This window comes from Achromobacter deleyi (assembly GCF_016127315.1).
GTDB lineage: Bacteria > Pseudomonadota > Gammaproteobacteria > Burkholderiales > Burkholderiaceae_B > Achromobacter > Achromobacter insuavis_A.
The window spans coordinates 2,596,921-2,618,791 of the sequence record NZ_CP065997.1 but is presented as its reverse complement, the minus strand read 5'-3'; the positions used below and the strand labels follow the sequence as shown (position 1 = coordinate 2,618,791).

The window sequence follows — 21,871 nt, the reverse complement described above, 5'->3', positions numbered from 1 at the left end:
AATTTTTGACCGCGCGCGCCGCGGCTCAAGACGTCGCCGAATGCGCCAGCGCGCGCATTTCCCGGATGTTGCGGGCCGGAGGCTGGCCAAACATCCGCGCATATTCACGGGTGAACTGCGTCACGCTTTCATAGCCGACGCCATGGGCGGCGGCGCCGATGGCAACGCCTTCGGCGAGCATGCGCCGCCGCGCCTCGAGCAGCCGAAGCTGCTTCTGGAATTGCAGCGGCGTCAGCGTCGTGATGTTGCGAAAGTGCGTATGAAACACGGACAGACTCATGCCCGCCGCCTCGGCCAGCGTTTCGATGCGCAGGGGCCGGGCATATCCGGCCCTGAGCATCTCGATGGCGCGGGCAATCCTGCGGCCATGGCCGTCGGCCACTCCGAGCACGCGAATGGCGCCGCCATGCCGCCCGGCAAGCAACCAGTAATGCAGTTCCCGCACCAGCTGGCGGCCCAGCACCGCCAGCGATCGCGGCCTGTCGAGCAGCCTGAGCAGGCGCAAGGCCGCGTCGGCGACCTCCGCTTCCGTCCGGCCCACCCGTACCGGGTGGTCGGGTTGCAGCGGCAGCTCGCCCATTTCACCGACCAACTCGGTGATCACCGCGGCATCCAGTTCCACGACCAGCGAGTAGTAGGGCGCGGCCGCGCTCGCCGTGATGACCTGGCTCACCGTCGGCACGTCCATCGCGATCAGTAGCGACTCGCCAGCGCCAAACGTAAAGCTGCGCTCGCCCATGCCGACGCGCTTGCCGCCTTGCAGCACCAGCGCGACCAGGGGCCGGGTGATGGCGTACTGCAGGGGCGACGGCGCGGTCTCGCGCAGGATGAACATGCCATCGATGGGGGTGGCGGCCACGCCCTCGCCGTCAAGGCGTGCGTCGGCATATTGCCGTGCCGCCCGCAGCAGGGCCCCGGTCAGTTCGCCGGGCCTGGACAGGCCGGCCCCCGCGGGGCTTTCATCACAGGATCGGGCAACCTCTTTCATTTCTTCGGGCAATTGCATGGGGATTCCGCCTGCCGCCAACATAGCACCATTCAAGCCTGAACCGGCGCGAACAAAACAATCGGGCAAGAATTCAAAATAATCAGGCAACCTGCCCACGCCCCGGGTTCCTAAGATCGAAGCTCACCCAACCAGGAGCTTCCCCATGACCACCCTTTCCCTTGTGACCGGCGCCAGCCGCGGCCTGGGCCGCAACACCGCGTTGAGCATCGCCCGCCATGGCGGCGACGTGATCGTCACCTATCGCGATGGCAAGGACGCCGCGGATGCCGTCGTGGCGGACATCCAGGCGCTCGGCCGCAAGGCGGTCGCGCTGCGGCTGGATACGAGCAAAGTCTCATCTTTCCCGGACTTCGTCATGGCTGTGCGCGCGGCGCTCGAGGACACCTGGGGCCGCGATACGTTCGATCATCTCATCAACAACGCCGGACACGGCGAGATGACGGCGTTTTCCGCCACCACGCAGGCGCAGTTCGACGCGCTCTTCGACGTTCATGTCAAAGGCGTGTTCTTCCTGACGCAGTCGCTGCTGCCGATGCTGGCCGATGGCGGACGCATCATCAACTTCTCGTCGGGCCTGACCCGCGTGTCCTTTCCCGGCTTCTCGGCCTACGCGGCCGCCAAAGGCGCGGTGGAAACACTCACCGTGTACCTGGCCAGGGAACTGGGCGGCCGCGGCATCACCGCGAACGTCGTCGCCCCGGGCGCGATCGAGACCGATTTCCTGGGCGGCGCGGTGCGCGACACCCCGGACTACAACGACGCCTTCGCCAACATGACCGCGCTGGGCCGCGTGGGCGTGCCCGATGACATCGGCCCGATGATCGCCAGCCTGCTGGGCCCGGCCAACCGCTGGGTCAACGGCCAACGCATCGAAGTCTCCGGCGGCCAATCGATCTAGGCGGCCGCCCTCCCTCTTATATTGATTTCAAATCAAGATTGACCGATATGTATCCACGGCAATAGCCTAGGCGTTCTTCATCACCCCGCCGCCTGCGCGTAATCAGCACATCCCCGCGCGGGCCGGCCTGTCAGCGAGCACATCGATGATCACTCCCGACCAGGGGCCCGACCTGTCCGCGCAGGTGCCCCACGCCCTGCCGACCCGGCGCGACCTGTATTACGGCGGCGCCTGGCACCCGCCCCGCGGCGGCAACTATCAACGCAGCCACAGCCCCGGCACGCAGGCCGACCTGGGACGCTATGCGGTGGCCGATGCCGACGACGTCGATGCGGCCGTGGCCGCGGCCAGGCAGGCATTCCCCGCGTGGCGCGACACGCCGCCGCTGACCCGCGCCGCGCTGCTGCGCCAGGCGGCGGCGATCATCCGCGAACATGGCCTGGAACTGGCCCTGATCGATGCCGTCGATTGCGGCAACCCGGTCAGGCAGATGCAGGACGACGCGGTGTTCGCCGCCGCGCAGCTGGAGTACTTCGCCGGCCTGGTGATGGAGTTGAAGGGCGAGACCATCCCCACGATGAACGGCTCGCTGGACTACACGCTGCGCGAACCGCTGGGCGTGGTGGCGCGCATCATCCCGTTCAACCATCCCTTCATGTTCGCCGCCGGCAAGATCGCGGCCCCGCTGGCCGCCGGCAACACGGTGATCGTGAAGCCGCCGGAGCAGGCGCCCCTGTCCACCCTGCGCCTGTTCGAACTGATTGCCGACCTGTTCCCGCCCGGGGTGCTGAACTGCCTGGGCGGCGACCGCGAGACGGGCGCCGCGTTGTCGGCGCATCCGGACGTGGCGGCGGTGGCGCTGATCGGCAGCGTCAACGCCGGCAAGGCGGTGATGCGCACGGCCGCGGACGACCTGAAGAAGGTGCTGCTGGAACTGGGCGGCAAGAATGCCATGATCGTCTATCCCGACGCGGACCTGGACAAGATGCCACTGGGCGCGGTGCGCGGCATGAACTTCACCTGGTGCGGCCAATCGTGCGGGTCGACCAGCCGGTTGTTCCTGCACGAGTCCATCCACGACGACGTGCTGGCGCGCATCGTCGAGCTGACCGCGCAGCTGCACACGCCCGGCCTGCCCACCGACATGCGCACGACGATGGGCGCGCTGGTTTCGAGCCAGCAGATGGACAAGACGCTGTCCTATGTGGAATCGGCGGTGGCCGAAGGCGCGCGGGTGGCGCATGGCGGCAAGCGCAGCGGCGACCCCGCGCTGGCCGCGGGCTACTTCGTCGAGCCGACCATCCTGGCCAACGTGACGCCGTCAATGCGCGTGGCGCGCGAGGAGATCTTCGGCCCGGTGCTGTCGGTGCTCAAGTGGTCGAACGAGGAAGACCTGTACGCCGCGGTCAACGGCGTGGAATACGGCCTGACGGCCTCGATCTGGACCACCGACCTGCGCACCGCGCATCGCGCCGCGGCGCGCGTGCAGGCCGGCTATGTGTGGATCAACGGCTCGTCGGCGCACTTCATCGGCGCGCCGTTCGGCGGCTACAAGCAGTCGGGCGTCGGCCGCGAGGAATGCAAGGAAGAGCTGCTGGAATTCACGCAGACCAAGAACGTCAACGTCACCCTGGATTGATTCATTCGATGTCTACTCCCACGCACGCCCCGTCCCACCAAGACACGCCCCCGCCCGAATGGGGCAGCGACTACCTGGCCGCGCTGCTGCGGCATCTCGGCCTGGAGTACGTGGCGCTCAATCCGGGCGCCAGCTATCGCGGCCTGCACGACAGCCTGGTCAACTACCTGGGCGACGAATCGCCCAAGATGCTGACCGTGCTGCATGAGGAACACGCGGTCGCGATCGCGCATGGCTATGCCAAGGTGACGGGACGCCCCATGGGGGCCATCCTGCACGCCAACGTGGGCCTGATGCACGGCTCTATGGCGATCTTCGACGCCTATTGCGATCGCGTGCCCGTCATGGTGTTCGGCGCCACCGGGCCGGTCGATTCGGCGCGCCGCCGTCCGTGGATCGACTGGCTGCACACCTCGAAGGACCAGGGCGCGCTCGTGCGCTCGTTCGTCAAATGGGACGCCGAGCCGTACTCGCTGGAAGGCGCGCGCGATGCGGTGCTGCGCGCGCGGCAGATTGCCACGACGCAGCCGCAAGGCCCGGTCTACGTGTGTTTCGACAGCGCGCTGCAGGAAGCGCCCTGCGCGGACGCGCCGCCGCTGCTGCCGCTGGCGCGGCATGCGCCGCCGCCGCGCCCGGGCATCGCCGACCGCCTGGCGCGCGAGGCGGCGCAACGGCTGCACGCGGCCAGGCGGCCCGTCATCCTGATCGGACGCGTCTCGCGCGACGAAGCCGACTGGGACCGCCGCGTGGCGCTGGCCGAACATTGCGCCGCCACGGTGCTGACCGACTTCAAGGTGGGCGCGGCGTTTCCGACGCGCCATCCGCTGCACGGCACGACGCCGTCGTTCTTCATGGCCGACGAAGGCCTGCAGGCGCTGCGCGAGGCCGACGTGGTCCTGAGCCTGGACTGGGTGGATCTGGCCGGCACGCTGCGCACGGCCTGGGGCCCGACGCGCACGCCGGCCCACGTGATGCAGGTGTCGCTGGACCAGGTGCTGCACAACGGCTTCGGCGGCGAGCATCAGGGGCTGGTGGGCGCGGACACCTATCTGATGTGCGATCCCGACGAGTTCGTGGCGCAGACGCTGGCGGCGCTGCGCGACCTGGGCGATGCGCGCATGGCGGCGGCCGACTTGCCGCCCGAGCCCGACATGGCGCCACACGAATCGGGCGACGCCGCCGAAGGCATGTCGCTGGCCGTATTCTCGGGCACGGTCAGCCAGCACTTGCGCCGCCATGCGCCCGCCTGCCTGATCCGCGCCAATCTGGGCTGGCCCGGCGACGCGCATCCGCTGGCGCATCCGCTCGACTATCTGGGTTATGACGGCGGCGGCGGCATCGGCTCGGGTCCGGGCATGGCGGTGGGCGCGGCCCTGGGCCTTCGCGGCACGCCGCGGCTGCCGGTGGCGGTGCTGGGCGACGGCGATTATCTGATGGGCGCCACGGCGCTGTGGACCGCCGTCAGCTATGGCATCCCCCTTCTGGTGATCGTGGCCAACAACCGCTCGTTCTTCAACGACGAGGTCCACCAGGAGAAGGTGGCGCAAATACGCTCGCGCCCGGTCGAGAATAAATGGATCGGCCAGCGCATCGAAGGCCCGGAGATCGACCTGGCGGGGCTGGCTCGCGCGCAGGGAGCGCTGGGCTGGGGACCGGTGCAGACCGCGGACCAATTGGCCCAGGCGCTGGACGAGGCGATTGCCGCCGTGAAGGCGGGCAAGGTCGCGGTGATCGATGCGCGCGTGGCGCGCGAATACGCCAAGACCATGGCCAAGGCGCTGGGGCGCGGCCACTGAGGCCTGGTGGCGCGGACCTCAGGCCCGCGATGGCCTCACGAGGGCCCGATGTACCGCGCGCGCGGCCGCACCAGGAAACCGGCCAGGCGCTGCTCCAGCGCATGCGCCACCCACCCCGCCGCGCGTCCCACGGACATCAGCGCGCCAGCGGCCCCCAGCGGCGCGCCCAGCACCGCCGACAACACCGCCAGGGCCAGCGGCAGGTTGGGCTTCAGGCCTAGCTCGTTGCTGGCCTGGTCCACCCCTTGCAGCGCCATCTCGCCACGCGCGCTGGCGGGTCCGACCTCGCGCACCAGGTCCAGCAGCAGCGTGGCGCGCGGGTCGCCGTCTGGATAGAGCGGATGGCCGAACCCCGGCACGGGGCTCTTGCGCGCCAGCAGGCTCTTCAGTTGATCGAGATAGGCGTCGCGCGACCGCGCCTGCGCCAGCACCGACTCGGCCTGTTCGCAGCCCAGCCCGGTGAGCATGCCCTCGAAGGCGCCCAGCGCCGTCGTCACGCAGGAGAACAGGTCGGCCGCCGCCGACGCGGCGATGCGCGCCGCAAACGTGGCGGGCGCCAGTTCGTTGTCGGCGCTCAGGATCAACGCCGCGTCCAGCAGGCGCAGATGCTCGGGCGTATCGCCCACGCGCAGATTGACGGCCAGTATCTGCGCGATGGATTGCGGCGTCTCGTTCAGCGCATAGGTGGGCGGGTCGGCCAGCAGGCCGGTCGCCGCGGACATGGCCTGAATCAACTGGCGCGCGGCCAGCACCGGCGCGCCCAGCGCCAGTTCGGGATTGCGGCCCAGGCTGGCCGCATAGGCCTCGACCGCCACGGACAGCAGCCGGCGCGCCTGATTGCGCGCGGCCACCTGCACGATGCCGTCGGCCAGCGCCTGGAACCCGACCCCGGGCCTGGCGGGCTGCCAGGCCACCGAGGTGTCGGGCAGCATGCCGTTCCACAGCAGTTCGGTGCAGTCCTCGAAGGTTCGATGGTGCAGCACCAGCTCGGCCGCGGGCTTGCCCCGGTAGCGCGGCCCCTCGGGACCGATGGCGGTGATCGAGGTCTGCATGACCGCGTTGCCGCCCCAGCGGATCATGCGCTCGGCCCCCGCGCCGGTCATGGATCGGCCGCGGCCGCGCGCGGCCAGCGCATCCAGGTCTTCCACGTAGTACAGGTTGCCCTTGCCGCCCACCGCCGGCACCACGCGCACCCAGCCACGGCTGACGTAGGCATACAGCGTCTGCATCTTGATGCCCAGCCGCTCGATGGCGGTGCGCGCATCGACCAACGTCCCCGCGGCGGGAGCGTTCTCGTCAGCCACCGGGGCGGCCGTTTTCTTGCGTCGGTTTTCCATGCTGCGTGTTCCCGGCCGGTGGCGCCAAGCGTCCGGCTGTAGCGGTTTTCCAGATCACCATGCTAGTTGATTGATTGTAAATCAATCTATACATAGGTTGATTGCGATCCTACGATGATATCCAAAATCACAACGCAAAGTTGGGAACAAAAACCCAACAGCCACAAGGAGACAACCATGACGGAACGAAACATCCGCCTGCAGCAATCCCCGCATCGCCGCGCCATCCGCTGGGCCGCCCGGCTCGGCCTGACCCTGATGCTGGCCAGCGCCGCCCATGCCGGCTATCCCGAGCACCCGGTGACGATGATCTCGGCCTTCCCGCCGGGGGGCAGCACCGACGTTATCGGCCGCATGCTGTCGCCGCGCCTGGGCGAGATCTTCAAGCAGAGCTTCCTGGTGGAGAACCGCGCCGGCGCGTCGGGCAACATCGCCAGCGGCGCGGTGGCCCGGTCCGTGCCCAATGGCGAGACCATCCTGATCGGCAACAACACCATGACGGTCAACGCCGCGTTGGGCGTGGCGCAGAACTTCGATCTGCAGAAGGACCTGACCCCCATCATGGCGATTGCCGAGACTCCCGTCGCGCTGGCCGTCAGCACCAAGCTGCCGGTCAATTCGGTGCAGGAACTGATCGCCTACGGCAAGGCCCATCCCGGCACGCTCAGCTTCTCGTCCTGCGGCACCGGCACGGCGCAGCATTTCGCCGGCGTCGAATTCGCCCACCGGGCCGGCATCGACATGGTCCACGTGCCCTACAAGGGCTGCGCGCCCGCGCTGACGGATGGCATCGGCGGCCAGGTGCCCGTGATCTTCAACGCCATCTCGAACATCAGCCCGCAGTTGAAGACGGGCAAGATCCGCCTGCTGGCCGTGGCCACCAAGCATCGCGTCCCCTTCCATCCCGACGTGCCCGCGCTGGCCGAGCTGCCGGGGTTCGAGGACTACGACTTCGCCGTGTGGATCGGCTTTTTCGTGAGCGCCAGCACGCCGCGGCCCATCGTCGACAAGCTGAGCCAGGAATTCATGGCGCTGGCCCAGGACAAGGCCACGCAGACGGCGCTGTCCGACCGCCTGTTCGTGCCCCTGCAGATGAACGGCCCCGAGCTGCAGAAGCAGATCGCCGCCGAGCTCGTGAAGTGGAAGAAGCTGGCCGACCAATATCACATCACCATCGACTGACGATCATGAGCCAGACCATTCCACGCCTGCAGCTGCAAGCCATGCGGCCCGACCTCGCCGAGTACCTGACGCCGCGGGTGCGCCGCCTGGGCTACCTGGGCGAGCTGTTCCAGGTCAGCGCCCACGCGCCCGACGTGCTGCTGGACTTCATGCGCTTTACCGAGTCGCTGAAAGAGGCCCTGCCCGACAACCTGGCCGAAGTCGCGGTGCTGACCACGGCCACCCTGATGGACAACGCCTATGAACGGCACCAGCACGAGCGCCTGTGCGTGCGGCTGGGCCTGGGCCGCGACTGGGTCAAGGACGCCGAACGCCTGCAACCCGATTCAGCCGCGTTGCTGTCCGAGGAAGAGCGCGCCGTGCAGCGCTACGTCATGGCGGCGGTGCGCACACGCGGCCTGCAGGCGCAGGACGATTTCGAGCGGCTGGCGGCGCTGCTGCCCGCCAGCCAGGCCGTCGCCATCGCGATGCTGGCCGGCCGCTACATCACCCACGCGCTGGTGGTCAACACGTTCGGGCTGCGCCCGCCGGTGCCGTCCATCTGGGACGACGGCTTCGGCGCCGATGCCGCCGCGGATGCCCCGCCCACCGCCAACAGCGCGCCACCCACGCAAGGAAACCCATGATGACGAATGCAGAACCCGTGTGGATCACCGAAGCCCAGGTCACCGCGCTGCTGACGCTGGACGAGGCCATCCCCGCGCTCGGCACGGGCCTGAGCATGCAGGCGCAGGGCCTGGCGGCCAGCATGCCCAAGACCATGCTGCAGTTCGGCCAGAGCAACCTGCACGCGCTGGGCGCGCGGCTGGGCCACTACGTCGGCACGAAAAGCTGGGCGCATACCGATGGCGGCACATGCCCGCTGCTGCTGCTGTGGAATGCCGAGGATGGCCAACTGGCCGCGATCATCGAGGCGTTCGCGCTGGGCAACATGCGCACCGGCGGCACGACGGGCGTGGCCACGGACTGGCTGGCCCGGCCCGACGCCCGCGTGCTGGCCATGGCGGGCGCCGGCAAGCAGGCCATGTCGCAGGTGGCCGCGGTGCTGGCCGTGCGCGACATCGAGGAAATCCGCGTCTACACCCCGACCGAGGCCTCGCGCGACGCCTTCGCCCTGCGCATCGCCGAAGCCTTCCCCGACCGCGGGCTGCGCGTCAAGGCCTGCGCCAGCATGGCGGCGGCCTGCGACGGCGCGGACGTCGTCACGCTGGCGACGCGCGCGCGCACCCCCTTCGTCGACGCCGGCATGCTCGCGCGCGGCGCGCACCTGAACGCCATTGGCGCCATCGCGCCGGACCGCGAAGAGTTCTGCCAGGACGTGTTCGACCGGGCCGGCGTGATCGCCGTGGACGACCTGTCCAGCGTGCAGCGCCTGTCACGCGAGTTCCGCACCCGCTATGGCGAGGATTGGGAGACGGTGCAGACCCTGTCGACCCGCATCCACGACGGCGCGCGACGCCCCGCCGACGCCGACCTGACGCTGTTCAAGGCCATGGGCATGGGCCTGTCCGACCTCGCGCTGGGCGTCGAGATCCTGCAACGCGCGCGCAACCAGGGCATCGGCCGCGCCATGCCCGCGCCGGTCAAGAGCAAGCCGCGGTTCTTCGCCGCGCGGCAGGCCTGAGGACGCGCACAGGCACGGCGCGCGATACCTACTGCCCCCCCAACACGAACACGACGACGCTCGACATACCGACCCGACATCCACACCGACCCCGGAGATCGAACCATGAACGAATACACCCGCGAATTCGAAAGACTCAATGGCCGCTTCCTTGATTGCGGCGGCGAACCGCCCGTTTCGTACAACACGCAATGGGCGCCCATCGTGGTGACCAAGGAAGAGATCGACGCCGAAATCGAGCGCCTGGCCGCCTCGCCGCTGCCGGCCTCGGGCCGCCGCGAGTCGCTGATCGCCCACCCCAACGCACGCGAGTTCGCCCCCGGCATGGCGCCGGGCATCCAGGTCCGGCTGTCGGTGCTCAAGCCCGGCGAGCGCACCGCGCCCTTTCGCCACAACGCCACCGAGGTGAATTTCTGCATCCGCGGGCAGGGCGTGACCGAAGTGGGCGGCAAGCAGGTCGCCTTCAGGCAGTACGACGTGTGGAACCACCCCAGCTATACGCCGTACAGCCATTACAACGACGGCGAGGACCTGCAGGTACGCCTGACCTACTCGAACGTGCCGCTGCTGCAGTTCATGGACGTCTACGTGACGGATGCGCAGCCGGACATGGACGCGCGCGCCGGCACGGGCCAGCGCGAGGAGTCCGACGACCCGCGCCGCCGCAATCCCTTCGGCATCTTTCCCATCAACGACGACGGCGGGCTGCTGATGCCCTACGAGACGCTGATCAACCCGACCGCGGTGGATTCGCGCACGCTGCATTTCGCCTGGGACCAGGTCAAGCCGCAGCTGGACAAGCTGGAAGCGCTGGGCAAGGAATATGTGGGACGGCGCCTGTACATGTATTACAACCCCGCCACCGGCCGCTTCAACGGGATCACCCCGAACTTCTTCGCGACCATGACGATCCGGCCGCCGAAGATCATCGACCGCCCGCACCGCCACGTCTCCGCCGCCATCAACTACTACTTCTCCGGCAGCGGCTACAGCAGCGTGGCGGGCAACCGCTACGAGTGGAAAGCCGGCGACCTGATGCTGTCGGCGCCGGGCTGGGCGGTGCACAACCACGCCTCCTACGATGACTACGTGTACGAGCTGACCGTGCAGGACCAGCCCCTGAACATCTTCATGGAATCCCTGCTCTGGCAGGAAGACCTGCACCACCCCGCCGCCGTGCTGGGCAAGCAGGAAGGCTTCATCACCAACCGCAAGGCCGCCTGAACGCCGGAGCACCGCAATGATCACTTTGCAGAAGGACGCCCTGCGGGGCTCGATCCCGCCTATCGTGACGCCGTTCAGGAACGGCAAGGTCGATTACGACAGGCTGGCCAGCCTGATCGACTTCCAGGCGCGCAACGGCACGCATGGCGTGCTGATCAACGGCACCACCTCCGAGCCGTCGACGCTGACCCTCGAAGAACGCAACCAGGCCGTGACCGTCGCCGTCGAGGCGGCCCGCGGACGGCTGCAGGTGGTGGCCGCCACCGGCTCGCAATCGCATGCCGAAAGCGTCGTGCTGACCGAGCACGCGGCCCGCGCCGAGGTCGACGCGCTGCTGGTGGTGACGCCCTACTACATCCGGCCGCCGCAACGCGGCGTGGCAGCCTATTTCATCGACCTGGGCAAGCGGGTCGACGTGCCGCTGATGATGTATCACATCCCCGGCCGCACCGCGTTCAAGACCGACCTGGCCACGCTGGAGCAGATTTCCGAGGCGGTTCCCCACTTCGTGGGCATCAAGCATGCCCTGGACGACCACTCGTTCGTGACCGAGATGTTGTATCGCTTCGGCCCCGAGTTCCGCATTTTCGTGGGGCTGGAGGAATTCACCTTTCCCATGATGTGCCTGGGCGCGGGCGGCACCATGAATGCGGTCGCCAACGTGGCGCCGGCGGAAGTGGCGCAGCTGTGCAACCTGGTGCGCGACGGCAGGCTCGAAGCGGCGCGCGCGTTGCACTTCAAGCTGTTCGAGCTGATGAAGATGATCTTCTGGGACACCAACCCCATCCCGCTGAAATACCTGATGAAGCGGATGGGCCTGCTGGAAAGCAACGAACATCGCCTGCCCATGATGCCCGCGACCCCGGAACTGGAACGCCGCATCGACGCCCTGTTCGAGAAGCTGCAGCTCAAGGCGGACTGAACCTGGGGGCCGCGTCGACACCCGGCGCGCCCCCCGTCCGCGTTCACTGAAGTGGGTGCTCCCGCATGCGCCAGGGCAGATACGAGTATCGTCTGGCCAGACACGCTGAAGGAGAAAACATGGAAGTCACGTTGCACGGCGTCATGGGCGGCCCGGAAACCGGCGTGCGGTACCTTGCCGCCATCGTGGGCTGCCGGCCGCGGCTCAAGGCCGCGCTCGCGCCGCTCGCGGTGTCCGGTCTCGCCACGCTCGATCTCTCGCTGTGGATCGGCGGCAGCGTGACGGACCACGGCCAGCACGGCTTCGAGGCCAAGGGCCGGTACCAGGCGGCGCGCGAGCAGCTCGGCCTGGTCATCGCGGTGCCACGTCACGAGGCCGAAACGATCGCGGGCGATGCCGAACAAGATGCCGTGCTCGACTGGATCAGGCGCGGCCTGGCGCAGCGGACACTTTCCGCCGCGGCGCGAAAGCTCGACCTCGGCGCCGTAAGCGAGGCGTTGCGCCGGGCTCGCTGATGGAAATCAAGGGTTTAAAGCCGCTTGGTTCATCGAGGGGGACCGAAAGCACACCTCGCTGAGCGCGCAGGGGATGCGCAGTTCAAGCGCCTGGACGGAAACGACGTACGATCAAACTCCGCAATGCCATACAATTTTCGTATGATCGATTTGAGAGAACGGCAAATTCCGGTATGACACTCTATGAATAACGATAAACAGGACTCGCACGCGCCTACCGAACAGGACATCCCGTCAACCCCATTGCGGCGGCAAGCGGAAGATGCGCTACGCAAAACCATCCTTTCAGGCAGATTCCAACCAGGCGAGCGCCTCAAGGAACGTGAGTTGATGGAACTGCTCGACGTCAGTCGAACACTGGTGCGCGAAGCGCTACGCCAGGTCGAGGCCGAAGGCCTTATCGAGATCATCCCCAATCGAGGTCCAGTGGTCGCGGTGCTGACCTACGAAGAGGCAGAAGAAATCTACGAAGTACGAGGCATCCTGGAAGCGCAGATCTGCACCGGCTTCGCATTACGCGCGCGCAGCGAGCACATGCAGACCTTGGCAACCACCTTCGACTCTCTCGCCGACGCCGCGCGTCGCGGTGACGTCGAGCAGACGGTCGCCCTCAGCGATACCTTCTACGACACAATAGCCGCGGGGTGCGGTAATCGCCTGCTGGGCAACATGCTGCGCCAACTGCACAACCGCATCGTGCTGTTGCGACGGACATCCTTATCAGCGCCCGCTCGGTTACCTGAAACCCTCTATGAATTGACCCAGATCTTCGATGCGCTCAAGGCCCGTGACGAAGCAGCCGCCGGCAAAGCCGCCCTGCACCACGTCCGTCAAGCCGCGCGTACGGCACTACAGGTATTGCGGATCCGCCAGCACTAGGTGTTATCCATTAAATTGTAGTACCAAAATCAATTTTATCTATTTTTGGTAGTACGATCTGGACCGTCACTCACGTTCTCGGACGGCTGGCGGGCGTTGCCGCGGCCGATCCTTACCCCAGGAGCAGGCGGTCATGAAACGCAGATCTTTCACCACAGGGTTATTGGGCCTCATAGCGGCGGGGGCCCTGGGGCGAACCAAGCTGGCCAAGGCCCAGGGCCAACCACTCCCCGCACTGATTACGCTGGTGGTGCCTTTCGCCCCGGGGGGAGGCGCCGATCAGCTCGCGCGCGAATTCGCCCACTTCGCCCAGACACACGCACCCGGCACCACCTTCGTGGTGGAGAACAAACCGGGCGCCAACGGCGCCATCGCCGCCCGCCATGTCGCGCGCCAGAAGCCCGACGGTGCGACCTTGTTGCTAGGCACATCCAGCACGCATGTGCTCGGGCCGCTCATCGCCAAGACGGCCGCTGCCGAAATCACCAAAGAGTTCAGCCCCGTCACCTTGCTGGCAACCACCGCCAATGTGCTGGCCGTCGCCAGCAAGTCGCGTTGGAAAACGCTGGAGGAATTCCTGGCCGACGCCCGCCAGCAGGCTTTGACGTACGGCACCTTCGGCACCGGCTCGTCAGCGCATCTGTATGGCCTGCTGCTGGCCCAGTCGACGGGAGCCAAGTTGTCCCACGTGCCCTACAAAGGTTCCGGGCAGGCGCTCACCGATCTGCTGGGCGACCACATCGATGCGGTATTCCTGACCAGCAGCGCGCTTGAAAGCCTGGTCCGCGAAGGCAAGGTTCGCGTCCTCGGTGTGACGGGCGAGACCCGCACGCGAGTTTTTCCCGAAGCCAGGACCTTTGAGGAACAGCAGGTGCGGCAATTGGACTTCAGCGGTTGGTTCGGCTTGTTTGGACCCGCGGGCGTCCCCGCGTCCATTTGCGGTAGCGTCGCGAGGCTGGCAGAAGACCTGGGCAAAGACGCCGCCGCTCGCCAACGCATGATTGGACAGGGCTACGACTGGGTGGGCTCTTCGCCGACAGGATTGCAGGCCGCAGTGGAAAGCACCATCGCAATCTATCAAAAGGTCCTGGCGACGGAAGCGGCAGATCTGGCCGGATAGGGAACGAGTAGTCCAGCCCCTGGCATGCAAGCCGGGGGCCTGGATGCATCCTGGCGGGCCTTTCCCGCCATGCCACTCTCGTCAGGCGTCCGCGGCACGCTGGCCGCTCAGGAATGCCCGCACCGCTTCAGCAAACAGGACAGGCTGGTCATCGTGGACATAATGGCCGGCATCCGGGATCTCGACCCATTGAAGACGCGGATTGAGGTCACACATGCGCCGCACCATGTCGGGCTGCAAGTAGTCCGTCCTCCCGCCGCGTACCACCAACGTATCACACGCAATCGCCCGCACATATGGCTCCAAGTCTACGACCCGCGCGGGATCCGGGTTCAAGCGGGTTGCGGCAATGCCCGCATGATCGTAGCGCCAGGTAAAGCCCCCCTCCGCTGCCGGCTTGAGCATGCTGGCCAAACGCTCCTGGCGCGCCGCGTCGCTGACAGAAGGGCGCAACGCACGCATGAACGCCGAGGCCTCGTCCCATGACGCGAACCGCTCCGGCGTGGTCTGAAGTTCCTGGCAGATACGCGAGGCCCCCGCGCTGACTTCAAAAGCTCCCGGTCCCGCGTCTTCGATGACCAACTGGCGGACCCGCTGCGGATGCCTCGCCGCGTACACAATGGCGTTGATGCCCCCCAGCGAATGCCCCAGCAAATCGAATCGTCCCAGCCCCAGTTCCCCGGTGACGCCCTCCAGGTCCGCCACATAGGCGTCCACATAGTAATTCCAGCCGGGGTCCCAATCGGAATCGCCTCGGCCACGTTGGTCGAAGGCGATCACCCGCACCCCGGGTTGCAATGCGGCCGCCAAGCGCGAAAAGGTCTCGGCGTAGCCTCGGATGCCATGGAGCATGACAATGGGATAACCGTCGACCTCGCCCCATTCAACGACATGAAGGCCCAGCCCGGATACGGTCAGCGAATAGTCGCGACGATTCATATACCTCTCCTTGAATCTGGCCAGATCAGCAGAGGCCGTCAAGCCCCTTCACTTCGGAAGCGCGCAATCCGCCCAGGCGCGCGTTCAGCCGTCCCCGTGTTGCGAACGCCCAGACCAGCACGACTTCGTCACGGTTCGGGCCATCGTTGAATTGCGCCGTGACGGTGTCGTAGTGCGACCGCACATAGAGCGCGTCCTTATGCGCCAGGGGAATATCGATGGCCGTGCCGGGCGCGCCGCGCTTGCCGGTGGACGGCACCCAGGATTTGGCGCCTCCCAGGCCATCCCGCACAGGGTTGGCCGCGGGATTGGTGAGCAGGGCATTGCCATGCTCATATTCTCCGTCCATCCCTACCAGGCACGCTTTGCCATAGCTCTCGATCGCCCTTCCCGCAGCTGCCTCGCGGATGCGGCGGCCAAACTCTTGCCCCAGTTCGGGCGAAGCGTCGATCCACGCGGACAGGTCCTGGACATAGCGGCCAGCATAGGGATTGTGGATGCAGGCGGCAATGACGATCTTTCGCAATGGCTCGCCATCCGCGGGCGCGCCGGTTTCTCCTGCCAGGGAATCCTCGATCTGCAGATACCACTTGCGGATATGGAAGGCGCTGAAATTATGGGTCTTCATAAGGTCCGTCTCTTGTTCAGGAAATGGAATGGGATAGGGAGGGCCGCCTCACGAGCGCGGCCGACGCGACGACAATCCGGCGGTCACGTAGCCAGGCTCTGCAACCGGGATTGGGGGTGGGCCTTGATCGGCGCGACGAACGGTGTCCACGCCACCGAGGTGATCTCACTGAAATCACGCCACTCCTTGAACCAGCTGCGTCCGCCATCCATCGACCGGAACAGATGCCCATACTTCGTGCCGGCAAACACGAGCGACGGATCGGCCGCATGCACGCCGAAGGCCCAGAAGGTCGAGTTCGGCGGCGAATGCAAAATCGCGCTGGCCCAAGTGCGGCCGCGGTCTTCGGAGCGATATATCCGAGTCCGCGTGCCAGGCGTGCCATCGCCAACCGCCAGCAACAGGGTGTCCTCGCCGTCAGGCAGTGGCTGGATCGTGCGGGTGTAGTACATGCCATCGAAGCGATCCGCCGAACTGGCGCCTTGCCAGGTGCCTTCGCCGTTGTCGACGTTGGTGTAGACCGAATTGACTGTGCAGATCAGGTGCGTTCGCGGGAGCTTGCCGCGCGACGGCAAAACGCTGATGGCGTGGATGTCACCACTGACGATTCCGTTGGCGGCCTCGTCAACCCTCTGCCAGGAATCGCCCTGATCGCGGCTGCGCCACGCGCCGCCCTCTTCGACCCCGAACCAGACCTCGCCATTGGCGGGATCCACGGCAATGGCCAGAATACGCGGCCGATTCACACCGGCGCAGAACTCCGGCAACTCGACCGGCAACGTATCCCACGTCTGGCCGCCATCGGCGGAACGGAACATGCGCGCGCGCGACGGTGCCCCTGTACCCGCGTAGACAAGCGCGGGGTTGCTCGGGTCCAGTGCCAGGGCCCACACGGTCTGCCCATTGGCCGGAGACTCCAGCCGCCGAAAGTGCGCTCCGCCGTCGGTGCTCAGGCAGATACCGGCATCCGCGCCCGCGAACACACGGGCGGGGTCGGACGGGTCTACCGCCAGGCAGCGCACGACTCCATCAAACTCAATCGCCTCTTTCAGACCTAGCCGGTGCCAGCTCGCGCCGCTGTCGGCGCTTCGCAATATGCCCTGCCCCGCAGTCCCCACCAAGATCGTGCCTTGCATGATGTGCTCCTTCCCCTTTTAGGAAATACGTGCTCGGACAGGGCACGGCCGCCCTCGGCACCGGCGCTGTCCGAAGGCCGGCTGGCCTTTGATGGCTCAAGCAGCCGCCGACGGCAGACCATCGGCCGGGCAAGTGTTTCCCCTAGTTGGAAACAACCTCGAGCCACGGGAGAATTGTAGTACTGATTTAGATATTTTTCTATTTTTGTACTACTGTTTTCCGATATTTCGAAGTTTCAATCTGATGCCAGGCCGTCAGCCTCTCGCTGCAGTTTTGGCATATCACCAGGGAAGACTGACATGAAGTTCTATCACGAGGTACGGGGTTGCTCCCTGGCGGTCGACATCGTCGCGCGCGAACTCGGCATCGCATTGGACCTGCAATGGGTCAACATGCGCACCAAGCGGCTGGCCGACGGGACGGACTACCTGCTCGTCAACTCAAAGGGCACAGTGCCCACCTTGCAATTGCCCGACGGGCAGTACCTAAGCGAAGGAGCCGTCATCATGCAATACCTGGCCGACCAACAGCCCGGCACGACCTTGTTCGCGCCGCCCGGGTCGCTGACTCGCTACCGCATCATGGAGTGGATGAGCTTCATCGCGGCGGATCTGCACAAAGGCGGCTTCATGCCTTTGTTCAAAGCCATCACGCCGCCCGAGTACAAATTGATCGCCCGCCAGTATCTGCAAGGCCGGTTGCAATGGCTCAACGATCAGTTGGCGGAACGGGACTTCCTGATGGGCCGCCACTTCACGATTGCGGACGCCCATTGCTACACCATCGCCATGTGGACCCGCGCCCACGATATCGACACAACCGCATGGTCCCATCTGGAAGGCTACCTGCAACGGGTCGGCGCTCGTGCCAGCGTATGCGCCGCCGAAAAGGCCGCACAGGAAGAAGGCGTACGCCAACACGCGGGTCAGCCGTAACGCAATCGTTTCCCTTTTGCCTTTTGGAACGTACCGTTCCGGTTGGAGAATCCTCCATGAGCATGCTGCTCCGTTTGGTCTTCTTGTGCGTGGGCGCGCTGTGCGCGGCTCAGGCCGGCGCCGCCGGCAATCCCGCGGGCCCCCTACGTCTGGTAGTCGGCTTTCCTCCTGGCGGGGGCACCGATGGGGCCGCCCGCATCATTGCGGAAAAACTCCCCTCGCTTCTGCACCAGCCCACGATCGTCGAGAACCGCGGCGGCGCCGGGGGCACGTTGGGGGCATTGAACGTGGCGCGGGCGGCGCCCGATGGCAACACGCTGTTCTTTGGCACCAGCGCCGAATTGATCATCAACCCAGTGACCCGCAAGACGGCACCATACGACGTGCTCGAACAATTCACGCCGATTGGCGAAGTGGGTAGCGTCAGCTTTGTCCTGGTCGTGCCCTCCGCCTCGCCCATCACCAGCGTGCAATCACTGATCGACCGTGCCAAGGCGCAACCCGAACGCCTGAATTTTTCGTCCTTCGGCATTGGATCAACCAATCACATGATCGGCGAGTTGTTCCTGTCACGCACCGGGATCAAAGCGACACATATCCCTTACCAAGGCAGCGCGCCGGCAATGAGCGCGTTGTTGGCGAACGAAGTCGACTTCACATTCGAAACCGCGGCGGTCGCTTTGCCCCAGATCAAATCGGGAAAGCTGCGCGCGCTAGCCACGCCGTCCCCTGCACGACTGCGTGACCTGCCGGACACGCCCACCCTGCAAGAGCTGGGCTTTCAGGACCTGGCCGCTGAAGGCTGGATGGGAGTATTCGCGCCCGCTAACATGGCGCCCGACGTGGCACAACGGCTCAATGCCGCCTTGAACTCCGTGTTGCATATGCCCGATGTGCGGGAAAAGCTGATAGCAAGAGGTGTGGATGTGTCGCCGGGTACAGCCGGACAGTTCCACGACATGCTCGCGGCCGAACAAGGAAAATGGCGGCGTGTGGCCCAAGAGTCCGGCATCTCGCTCGACTGAAAAGCCGCTGCTGGTCCCCATGCACACCAGCGAGAACCCGAGGCTCATCCCGAGGCTGCGCGCCGTGTTGATACTCGGCGTGCTGTGGGCTGGCTGGCATATGACCGGAATGGAGGACCAGGCTCCCGAGAAATTCGAGCTGTACTACCCCTGGCACAAGACTTTCGGGGTACTGGCGTTCCTGGTCGTCCTGGCGCAACTCGTCATCCGCTGGCGCCAGCCTCGCCTGCCCGAACCGCCGCGCTCGCTTGCGGCCTACGAGCAGGCGCTATCGAAACTGGTGCATCGGGCCACCTACGCGTATTGCTCGTCCTGGTGCCGCTGATGGGCTATTCGATGTCGAGCACGTTCACAATGAGCGACGGCATCCCGTTCTTCGGCGCTCATCTGCCGGAGCTCCTGCCAAAGAATGACAAGTGGTTTATCGTCTTCCAATGGTTGCACAAGACGCTGGCCTACACCTTGCTCGGGCTGGTTTCCCTGCACGTAGCAGGCGCCCTGAAGCGTCGGTTCCTCGACCGTGACCCGCGCAGCGATGTCCTACCCCGCATGTTCTGACTACCACGGCGACGCTCCGAGCCTGCGAACACGACACCATGCCGACGTGCGCCCTCCGAAGGCCCCTCCCCGGGCCGAACCTAAAGAGGCACGGAGCGCGCGCTCCCGCCCCGGGCTAACCACTCGCGCCTGAGAAGGGCGAACTGCATGGTGTTCTCGTAGATCGGAACGGCATTTTCATCGTTCCTGAAAGATATGAACTCCTGGAAGACCCCCTCCTGACGCATCCCGAGTCGTTCGCACAGTCTTCGAGAACGAAGGTTGGTGTCTTCCACATAGGCATACAACCTACGCGCCGCGCGCCCGGTAAAAAGGTGGGCGAACATCTCGGCCACGCCTTCGAACGCATAGCCCTTTCCCCCGAAAGCGGGATTGAAATTCCATCCCACCGAGAAGGTGTCGCCCTCCGGCTCGGCAAAGAGATCCCCGATGAGCTTGCCAGAGGAGCGCAAACATACCGCGAGGCTTTGTTCGTCGGTGCTCCGCTTTGCGACTTCGTGCTCGGCATCCTTCAAGTTCGTGAGCGTTAGCGACAGGAAGCAGCTTGCAACGGGTTCCTGCATGTACTCGAAATAGTCCGCGGCATCTCGCTGAGCGAAGGGCCTCAAGACAAGGCGGCTTGACGTAATCGTCTCCATTGCTTTTCCTTTGATGAATGAATCCCAAGCTCCGCACCCGGCCGTTTCCACTGCAAGCCCAGGAAGCGGGAGCCAACCCCAGGTCGTCTTATCGCCAGCATGGCCATCCGGCTGCCTGGCGGTAAAGCCGCGATCAAAAATAAACGGCAAGGTCGACGGATTTACGCCCTTGCCAGTATCCCGCAACTCAATTCCACCTGCGATTGCGCTGACAGTCAGCGTGGCGCGTGCGGCGTGATCCATTGCATTGCGGATCAAGTTGCCCATGCAAGGACGGCCAGCTTGAAGATAGCCAGGAAAATTCCGGAAGCTTGCTCCACCTGCATCGTGATTGTTCCAGGGAATCATGGATATTGGATGGAGGCGACTAGAAAGGCCTGCGCTACGTTCCCTGTTCATCGAGGGCTGCCAGGGACGAGGAAAGCCCTCCGGCAAGGCAGGTTCCCAGCCCTACCAGACCGATCATGACGAAGACCGCGCGTATCCCCAGCCATTCCCCCACGCCCCCTGCCACGACAAGGCCCAGCGGCGCAGCGAGTGCAACGATCGCCATGATCCCCGATAGCGCCCGCCTCCGCAGGTGAATCGGCGTCGCCGCCCGCAGCAGCTCGGCCACTGGTGTCACCCCGAACGCGAAAGTAATTCCACACATCACCCACCAGGCGGCCGCCACGCCGAACAGGCCACTCGGCGCCATCGCTGCAAGCACAATTGAAACCGAACAAACCGAAAAGCCACCCAGGACCCACCGCACGGAACGCCGAGGAGCCATGGCCGCCATCAACAGGCGACCCAACCCGATGCCCATGCCCGTCAACACTTGCAACCAGGCGAACTGGCCCGCTCCGCCGCCAAAATGGTCCTTGACGAGCAAGGGCATCAACGCGAAGGCGGCCGTGGTCACCAGCGCCATCGCGCCGAGCATCACGCACAGCTGACGCAGCCCCTGCGTATGCCAACTCAGACTAGCGTCCTTCCGGAATTCTTCCCACGGCCCCTTGCCGCGAACGGCATGGGAACTCTTCCGCCTCCCGTCAAAGCACACCAAGGGTACGAGGCCAAGCAAAGCCGTCGACACGGCACTCGCCATTACCTGGCCGGGCGCCAGGATGTGAAGTAAAAATGCCCCAAGCGGAGCGGCGACAACCAGAGAGACTCGCTGTGCCGCATCACCCCGCTTCGCGCCTCGCGCAACCAAGCCGCCAGGCACGAGAATCGAAAAGTCACCGTCATCTGCCGACCGCTGGAACGCCTGCAAGGCGCTGAGCAAGGCCATCGTTGCGTAAGCATGCCAAAGCTCGATGCGCTCACCGGACATCAACAACATCAGCAACGGCACGAGTAGCGCTACGACAAGACTGCCAATGATGGTCGGCAGCCGCAAGCCATGGCGGAGCATGAGCGCCCGGCTCACCGGGAATAGCAACGCTCGTGGCAACAGGGCGGCCAACGCCGCAGCGGAGATTGCCGCCGCGCTCCCCGTCGTGTCGGCGATCCACCACAACAAGGCGAACTGGGTCACTGAAGTACCAAGCCGTGACAACGCCCGGCAACTCGCCACCCATCCGGCACGCAGGCGCCCCCGCGCCCTTTGCCCCCATGACAAATGCTGGAACGCCCCTCCCGTGTCCGGCTTATCGAACGGGTCGGTCATAGGGATACGCGAGGCTGCTCTTCATGGGTCGTCCGCTGCCCAGCCTCGTCAGAGGCCTCCAGCCGGAAGCGCCGTCCCGACCAGAAATCGCAACGCATTGCGCGCCTGGGATGCCTCCAATTCACTATTCTGATGCGCCCGCCGGAACGGGCGAACGCCGCTTCGGACCGTGCGCGGACACGCCCGAAAAAATCAATCTCGAACGCACTCGA

Annotated in this window: 22 protein-coding genes; 15 read left to right on the top strand and 7 right to left on the bottom strand. The window is 65.7% G+C overall.

Going from position 1 to position 21,871, the window contains the following annotated elements; all coding sequences use genetic code 11:
• Positions 1 to 25: 25 nt before the first annotated feature.
• Positions 26 to 1,006, bottom strand: coding sequence for an AraC family transcriptional regulator (locus tag I6I07_RS11750; RefSeq protein ID WP_198486761.1), 981 nt, complete (start codon positions 1,004 to 1,006; stop codon positions 26 to 28).
• Between the two features lie 145 nt (positions 1,007 to 1,151).
• Between I6I07_RS11750 and I6I07_RS11745 the strand changes: the two genes are divergently transcribed.
• The 3 genes from I6I07_RS11745 (at position 1,152) to I6I07_RS11735 (ending at position 5,342) form a co-directional block, all read left to right on the top strand.
• On the top strand, positions 1,152 to 1,907 hold the full coding sequence (locus I6I07_RS11745) for an SDR family NAD(P)-dependent oxidoreductase (protein WP_198486760.1): 756 nt from the start codon (positions 1,152 to 1,154) through the stop codon (positions 1,905 to 1,907).
• A gap of 145 nt (positions 1,908 to 2,052) precedes the next feature.
• Positions 2,053 to 3,546 carry an aldehyde dehydrogenase family protein gene (locus tag I6I07_RS11740; protein ID WP_198486759.1) on the top strand — a complete coding sequence of 498 codons (1,494 nt, stop codon included), beginning with the start codon at positions 2,053 to 2,055 and terminating at the stop codon, positions 3,544 to 3,546.
• A gap of 8 nt (positions 3,547 to 3,554) precedes the next feature.
• Complete coding sequence (locus I6I07_RS11735) at positions 3,555 to 5,342, top strand: thiamine pyrophosphate-binding protein (protein WP_198486758.1); 1,788 nt, start codon at positions 3,555 to 3,557, stop codon at positions 5,340 to 5,342.
• A 35-nt stretch (positions 5,343 to 5,377) separates the two neighbouring features.
• Here the strand turns inward: I6I07_RS11735 and I6I07_RS11730 are convergent, their stop codons facing one another.
• Positions 5,378 to 6,679: a citrate/2-methylcitrate synthase gene (locus tag I6I07_RS11730; protein WP_198486757.1), complete on the bottom strand. Its 1,302-nt coding sequence runs from the start codon at positions 6,677 to 6,679 to the stop codon at positions 5,378 to 5,380.
• Between the two features lie 177 nt (positions 6,680 to 6,856).
• On the opposite strand from I6I07_RS11730, the gene I6I07_RS11725 reads away from it, so the two are divergent.
• From I6I07_RS11725 to I6I07_RS11690, 8 genes are all read left to right on the top strand, one after another.
• On the top strand, positions 6,857 to 7,861 hold the full coding sequence (locus tag I6I07_RS11725; RefSeq protein WP_198486756.1) for a Bug family tripartite tricarboxylate transporter substrate binding protein: 1,005 nt from the start codon (positions 6,857 to 6,859) through the stop codon (positions 7,859 to 7,861).
• A 5-nt stretch (positions 7,862 to 7,866) separates the two neighbouring features.
• The gene (locus I6I07_RS11720; RefSeq protein ID WP_198486755.1) at positions 7,867 to 8,487 is read left to right on the top strand and encodes a hypothetical protein; all 621 of its coding nucleotides are present in this window, start codon (positions 7,867 to 7,869) and stop codon (positions 8,485 to 8,487) included.
• A complete protein-coding gene (locus I6I07_RS11715; protein ID WP_232626053.1) occupies positions 8,484 to 9,485 on the top strand; it encodes an ornithine cyclodeaminase family protein in 1,002 nt (333 codons plus the stop codon). Before I6I07_RS11720 ends, I6I07_RS11715 begins: the two co-directional genes overlap by 4 nt.
• Positions 9,486 to 9,590: 105 nt before the next feature.
• Positions 9,591 to 10,709 carry a cupin domain-containing protein gene (locus tag I6I07_RS11710; RefSeq protein ID WP_198486754.1) on the top strand — a complete coding sequence of 373 codons (1,119 nt, stop codon included), beginning with the start codon at positions 9,591 to 9,593 and terminating at the stop codon, positions 10,707 to 10,709.
• Positions 10,710 to 10,725: 16 nt separating this feature from the next.
• Positions 10,726 to 11,631, top strand: a complete 906-nt coding sequence (dapA, locus tag I6I07_RS11705; protein ID WP_198486753.1) for a 4-hydroxy-tetrahydrodipicolinate synthase — start codon at positions 10,726 to 10,728, stop codon at positions 11,629 to 11,631.
• 119 nt (positions 11,632 to 11,750) lie between these two features.
• Positions 11,751 to 12,146, top strand: coding sequence for a hypothetical protein (locus I6I07_RS11700; RefSeq protein WP_198486752.1), 396 nt, complete (start codon positions 11,751 to 11,753; stop codon positions 12,144 to 12,146).
• Between the two features lie 183 nt (positions 12,147 to 12,329).
• Positions 12,330 to 13,025, top strand: coding sequence for a GntR family transcriptional regulator (locus I6I07_RS11695; RefSeq protein WP_198486751.1), 696 nt, complete (start codon positions 12,330 to 12,332; stop codon positions 13,023 to 13,025).
• Between the two features lie 133 nt (positions 13,026 to 13,158).
• Positions 13,159 to 14,145: a tripartite tricarboxylate transporter substrate binding protein gene (locus tag I6I07_RS11690; protein ID WP_198486750.1), complete on the top strand. Its 987-nt coding sequence runs from the start codon at positions 13,159 to 13,161 to the stop codon at positions 14,143 to 14,145.
• Positions 14,146 to 14,226: 81 nt separating this feature from the next.
• Here I6I07_RS11690 and I6I07_RS11685 read toward each other — a convergent pair whose 3' ends face one another.
• The 3 genes from I6I07_RS11685 to I6I07_RS11675 all read right to left on the bottom strand — a co-directional run bounded on the left by I6I07_RS11685 (position 14,227) and on the right by I6I07_RS11675 (position 16,848).
• Positions 14,227 to 15,084 (bottom strand): alpha/beta fold hydrolase, encoded by an 858-nt coding sequence (locus I6I07_RS11685; protein WP_198486749.1) that lies wholly within the window; start codon positions 15,082 to 15,084, stop codon positions 14,227 to 14,229.
• A gap of 25 nt (positions 15,085 to 15,109) precedes the next feature.
• Positions 15,110 to 15,712 carry an amino acid synthesis family protein gene (locus I6I07_RS11680; protein WP_116519795.1) on the bottom strand — a complete coding sequence of 201 codons (603 nt, stop codon included), beginning with the start codon at positions 15,710 to 15,712 and terminating at the stop codon, positions 15,110 to 15,112.
• An 83-nt stretch (positions 15,713 to 15,795) separates the two neighbouring features.
• Positions 15,796 to 16,848 carry a WD40/YVTN/BNR-like repeat-containing protein gene (locus I6I07_RS11675; protein WP_198486748.1) on the bottom strand — a complete coding sequence of 351 codons (1,053 nt, stop codon included), beginning with the start codon at positions 16,846 to 16,848 and terminating at the stop codon, positions 15,796 to 15,798.
• Between the two features lie 300 nt (positions 16,849 to 17,148).
• On the opposite strand from I6I07_RS11675, the gene gstA reads away from it, so the two are divergent.
• The 4 genes from gstA to I6I07_RS31675 all read left to right on the top strand — a co-directional run bounded on the left by gstA (position 17,149) and on the right by I6I07_RS31675 (position 19,367).
• On the top strand, positions 17,149 to 17,784 hold the full coding sequence (gene gstA, locus I6I07_RS11670; protein ID WP_198486747.1) for a glutathione transferase GstA: 636 nt from the start codon (positions 17,149 to 17,151) through the stop codon (positions 17,782 to 17,784).
• Between the two features lie 56 nt (positions 17,785 to 17,840).
• Positions 17,841 to 18,809 carry a Bug family tripartite tricarboxylate transporter substrate binding protein gene (locus I6I07_RS11665; RefSeq protein WP_198486746.1) on the top strand — a complete coding sequence of 323 codons (969 nt, stop codon included), beginning with the start codon at positions 17,841 to 17,843 and terminating at the stop codon, positions 18,807 to 18,809.
• A gap of 100 nt (positions 18,810 to 18,909) precedes the next feature.
• Complete coding sequence (locus I6I07_RS31680; protein ID WP_232626052.1) at positions 18,910 to 19,134, top strand: hypothetical protein; 225 nt, start codon at positions 18,910 to 18,912, stop codon at positions 19,132 to 19,134.
• Entirely contained in the window at positions 19,134 to 19,367 is a 234-nt protein-coding gene (locus I6I07_RS31675) for a hypothetical protein (protein WP_332840437.1), read from the top strand. The genes I6I07_RS31680 and I6I07_RS31675 overlap by 1 nt, the downstream gene beginning before the upstream one ends.
• An 80-nt stretch (positions 19,368 to 19,447) precedes the next feature.
• Here the strand turns inward: I6I07_RS31675 and I6I07_RS31670 are convergent, their stop codons facing one another.
• Complete coding sequence (locus I6I07_RS31670) at positions 19,448 to 20,353, bottom strand: GNAT family N-acetyltransferase (RefSeq protein WP_232626051.1); 906 nt, start codon at positions 20,351 to 20,353, stop codon at positions 19,448 to 19,450.
• 34 nt (positions 20,354 to 20,387) lie between these two features.
• The gene (locus I6I07_RS11650) at positions 20,388 to 21,527 is read right to left on the bottom strand and encodes an MFS transporter (RefSeq protein ID WP_198486745.1); all 1,140 of its coding nucleotides are present in this window, start codon (positions 21,525 to 21,527) and stop codon (positions 20,388 to 20,390) included.
• Between the last annotated feature and the right edge of the window lie 344 nt (positions 21,528 to 21,871).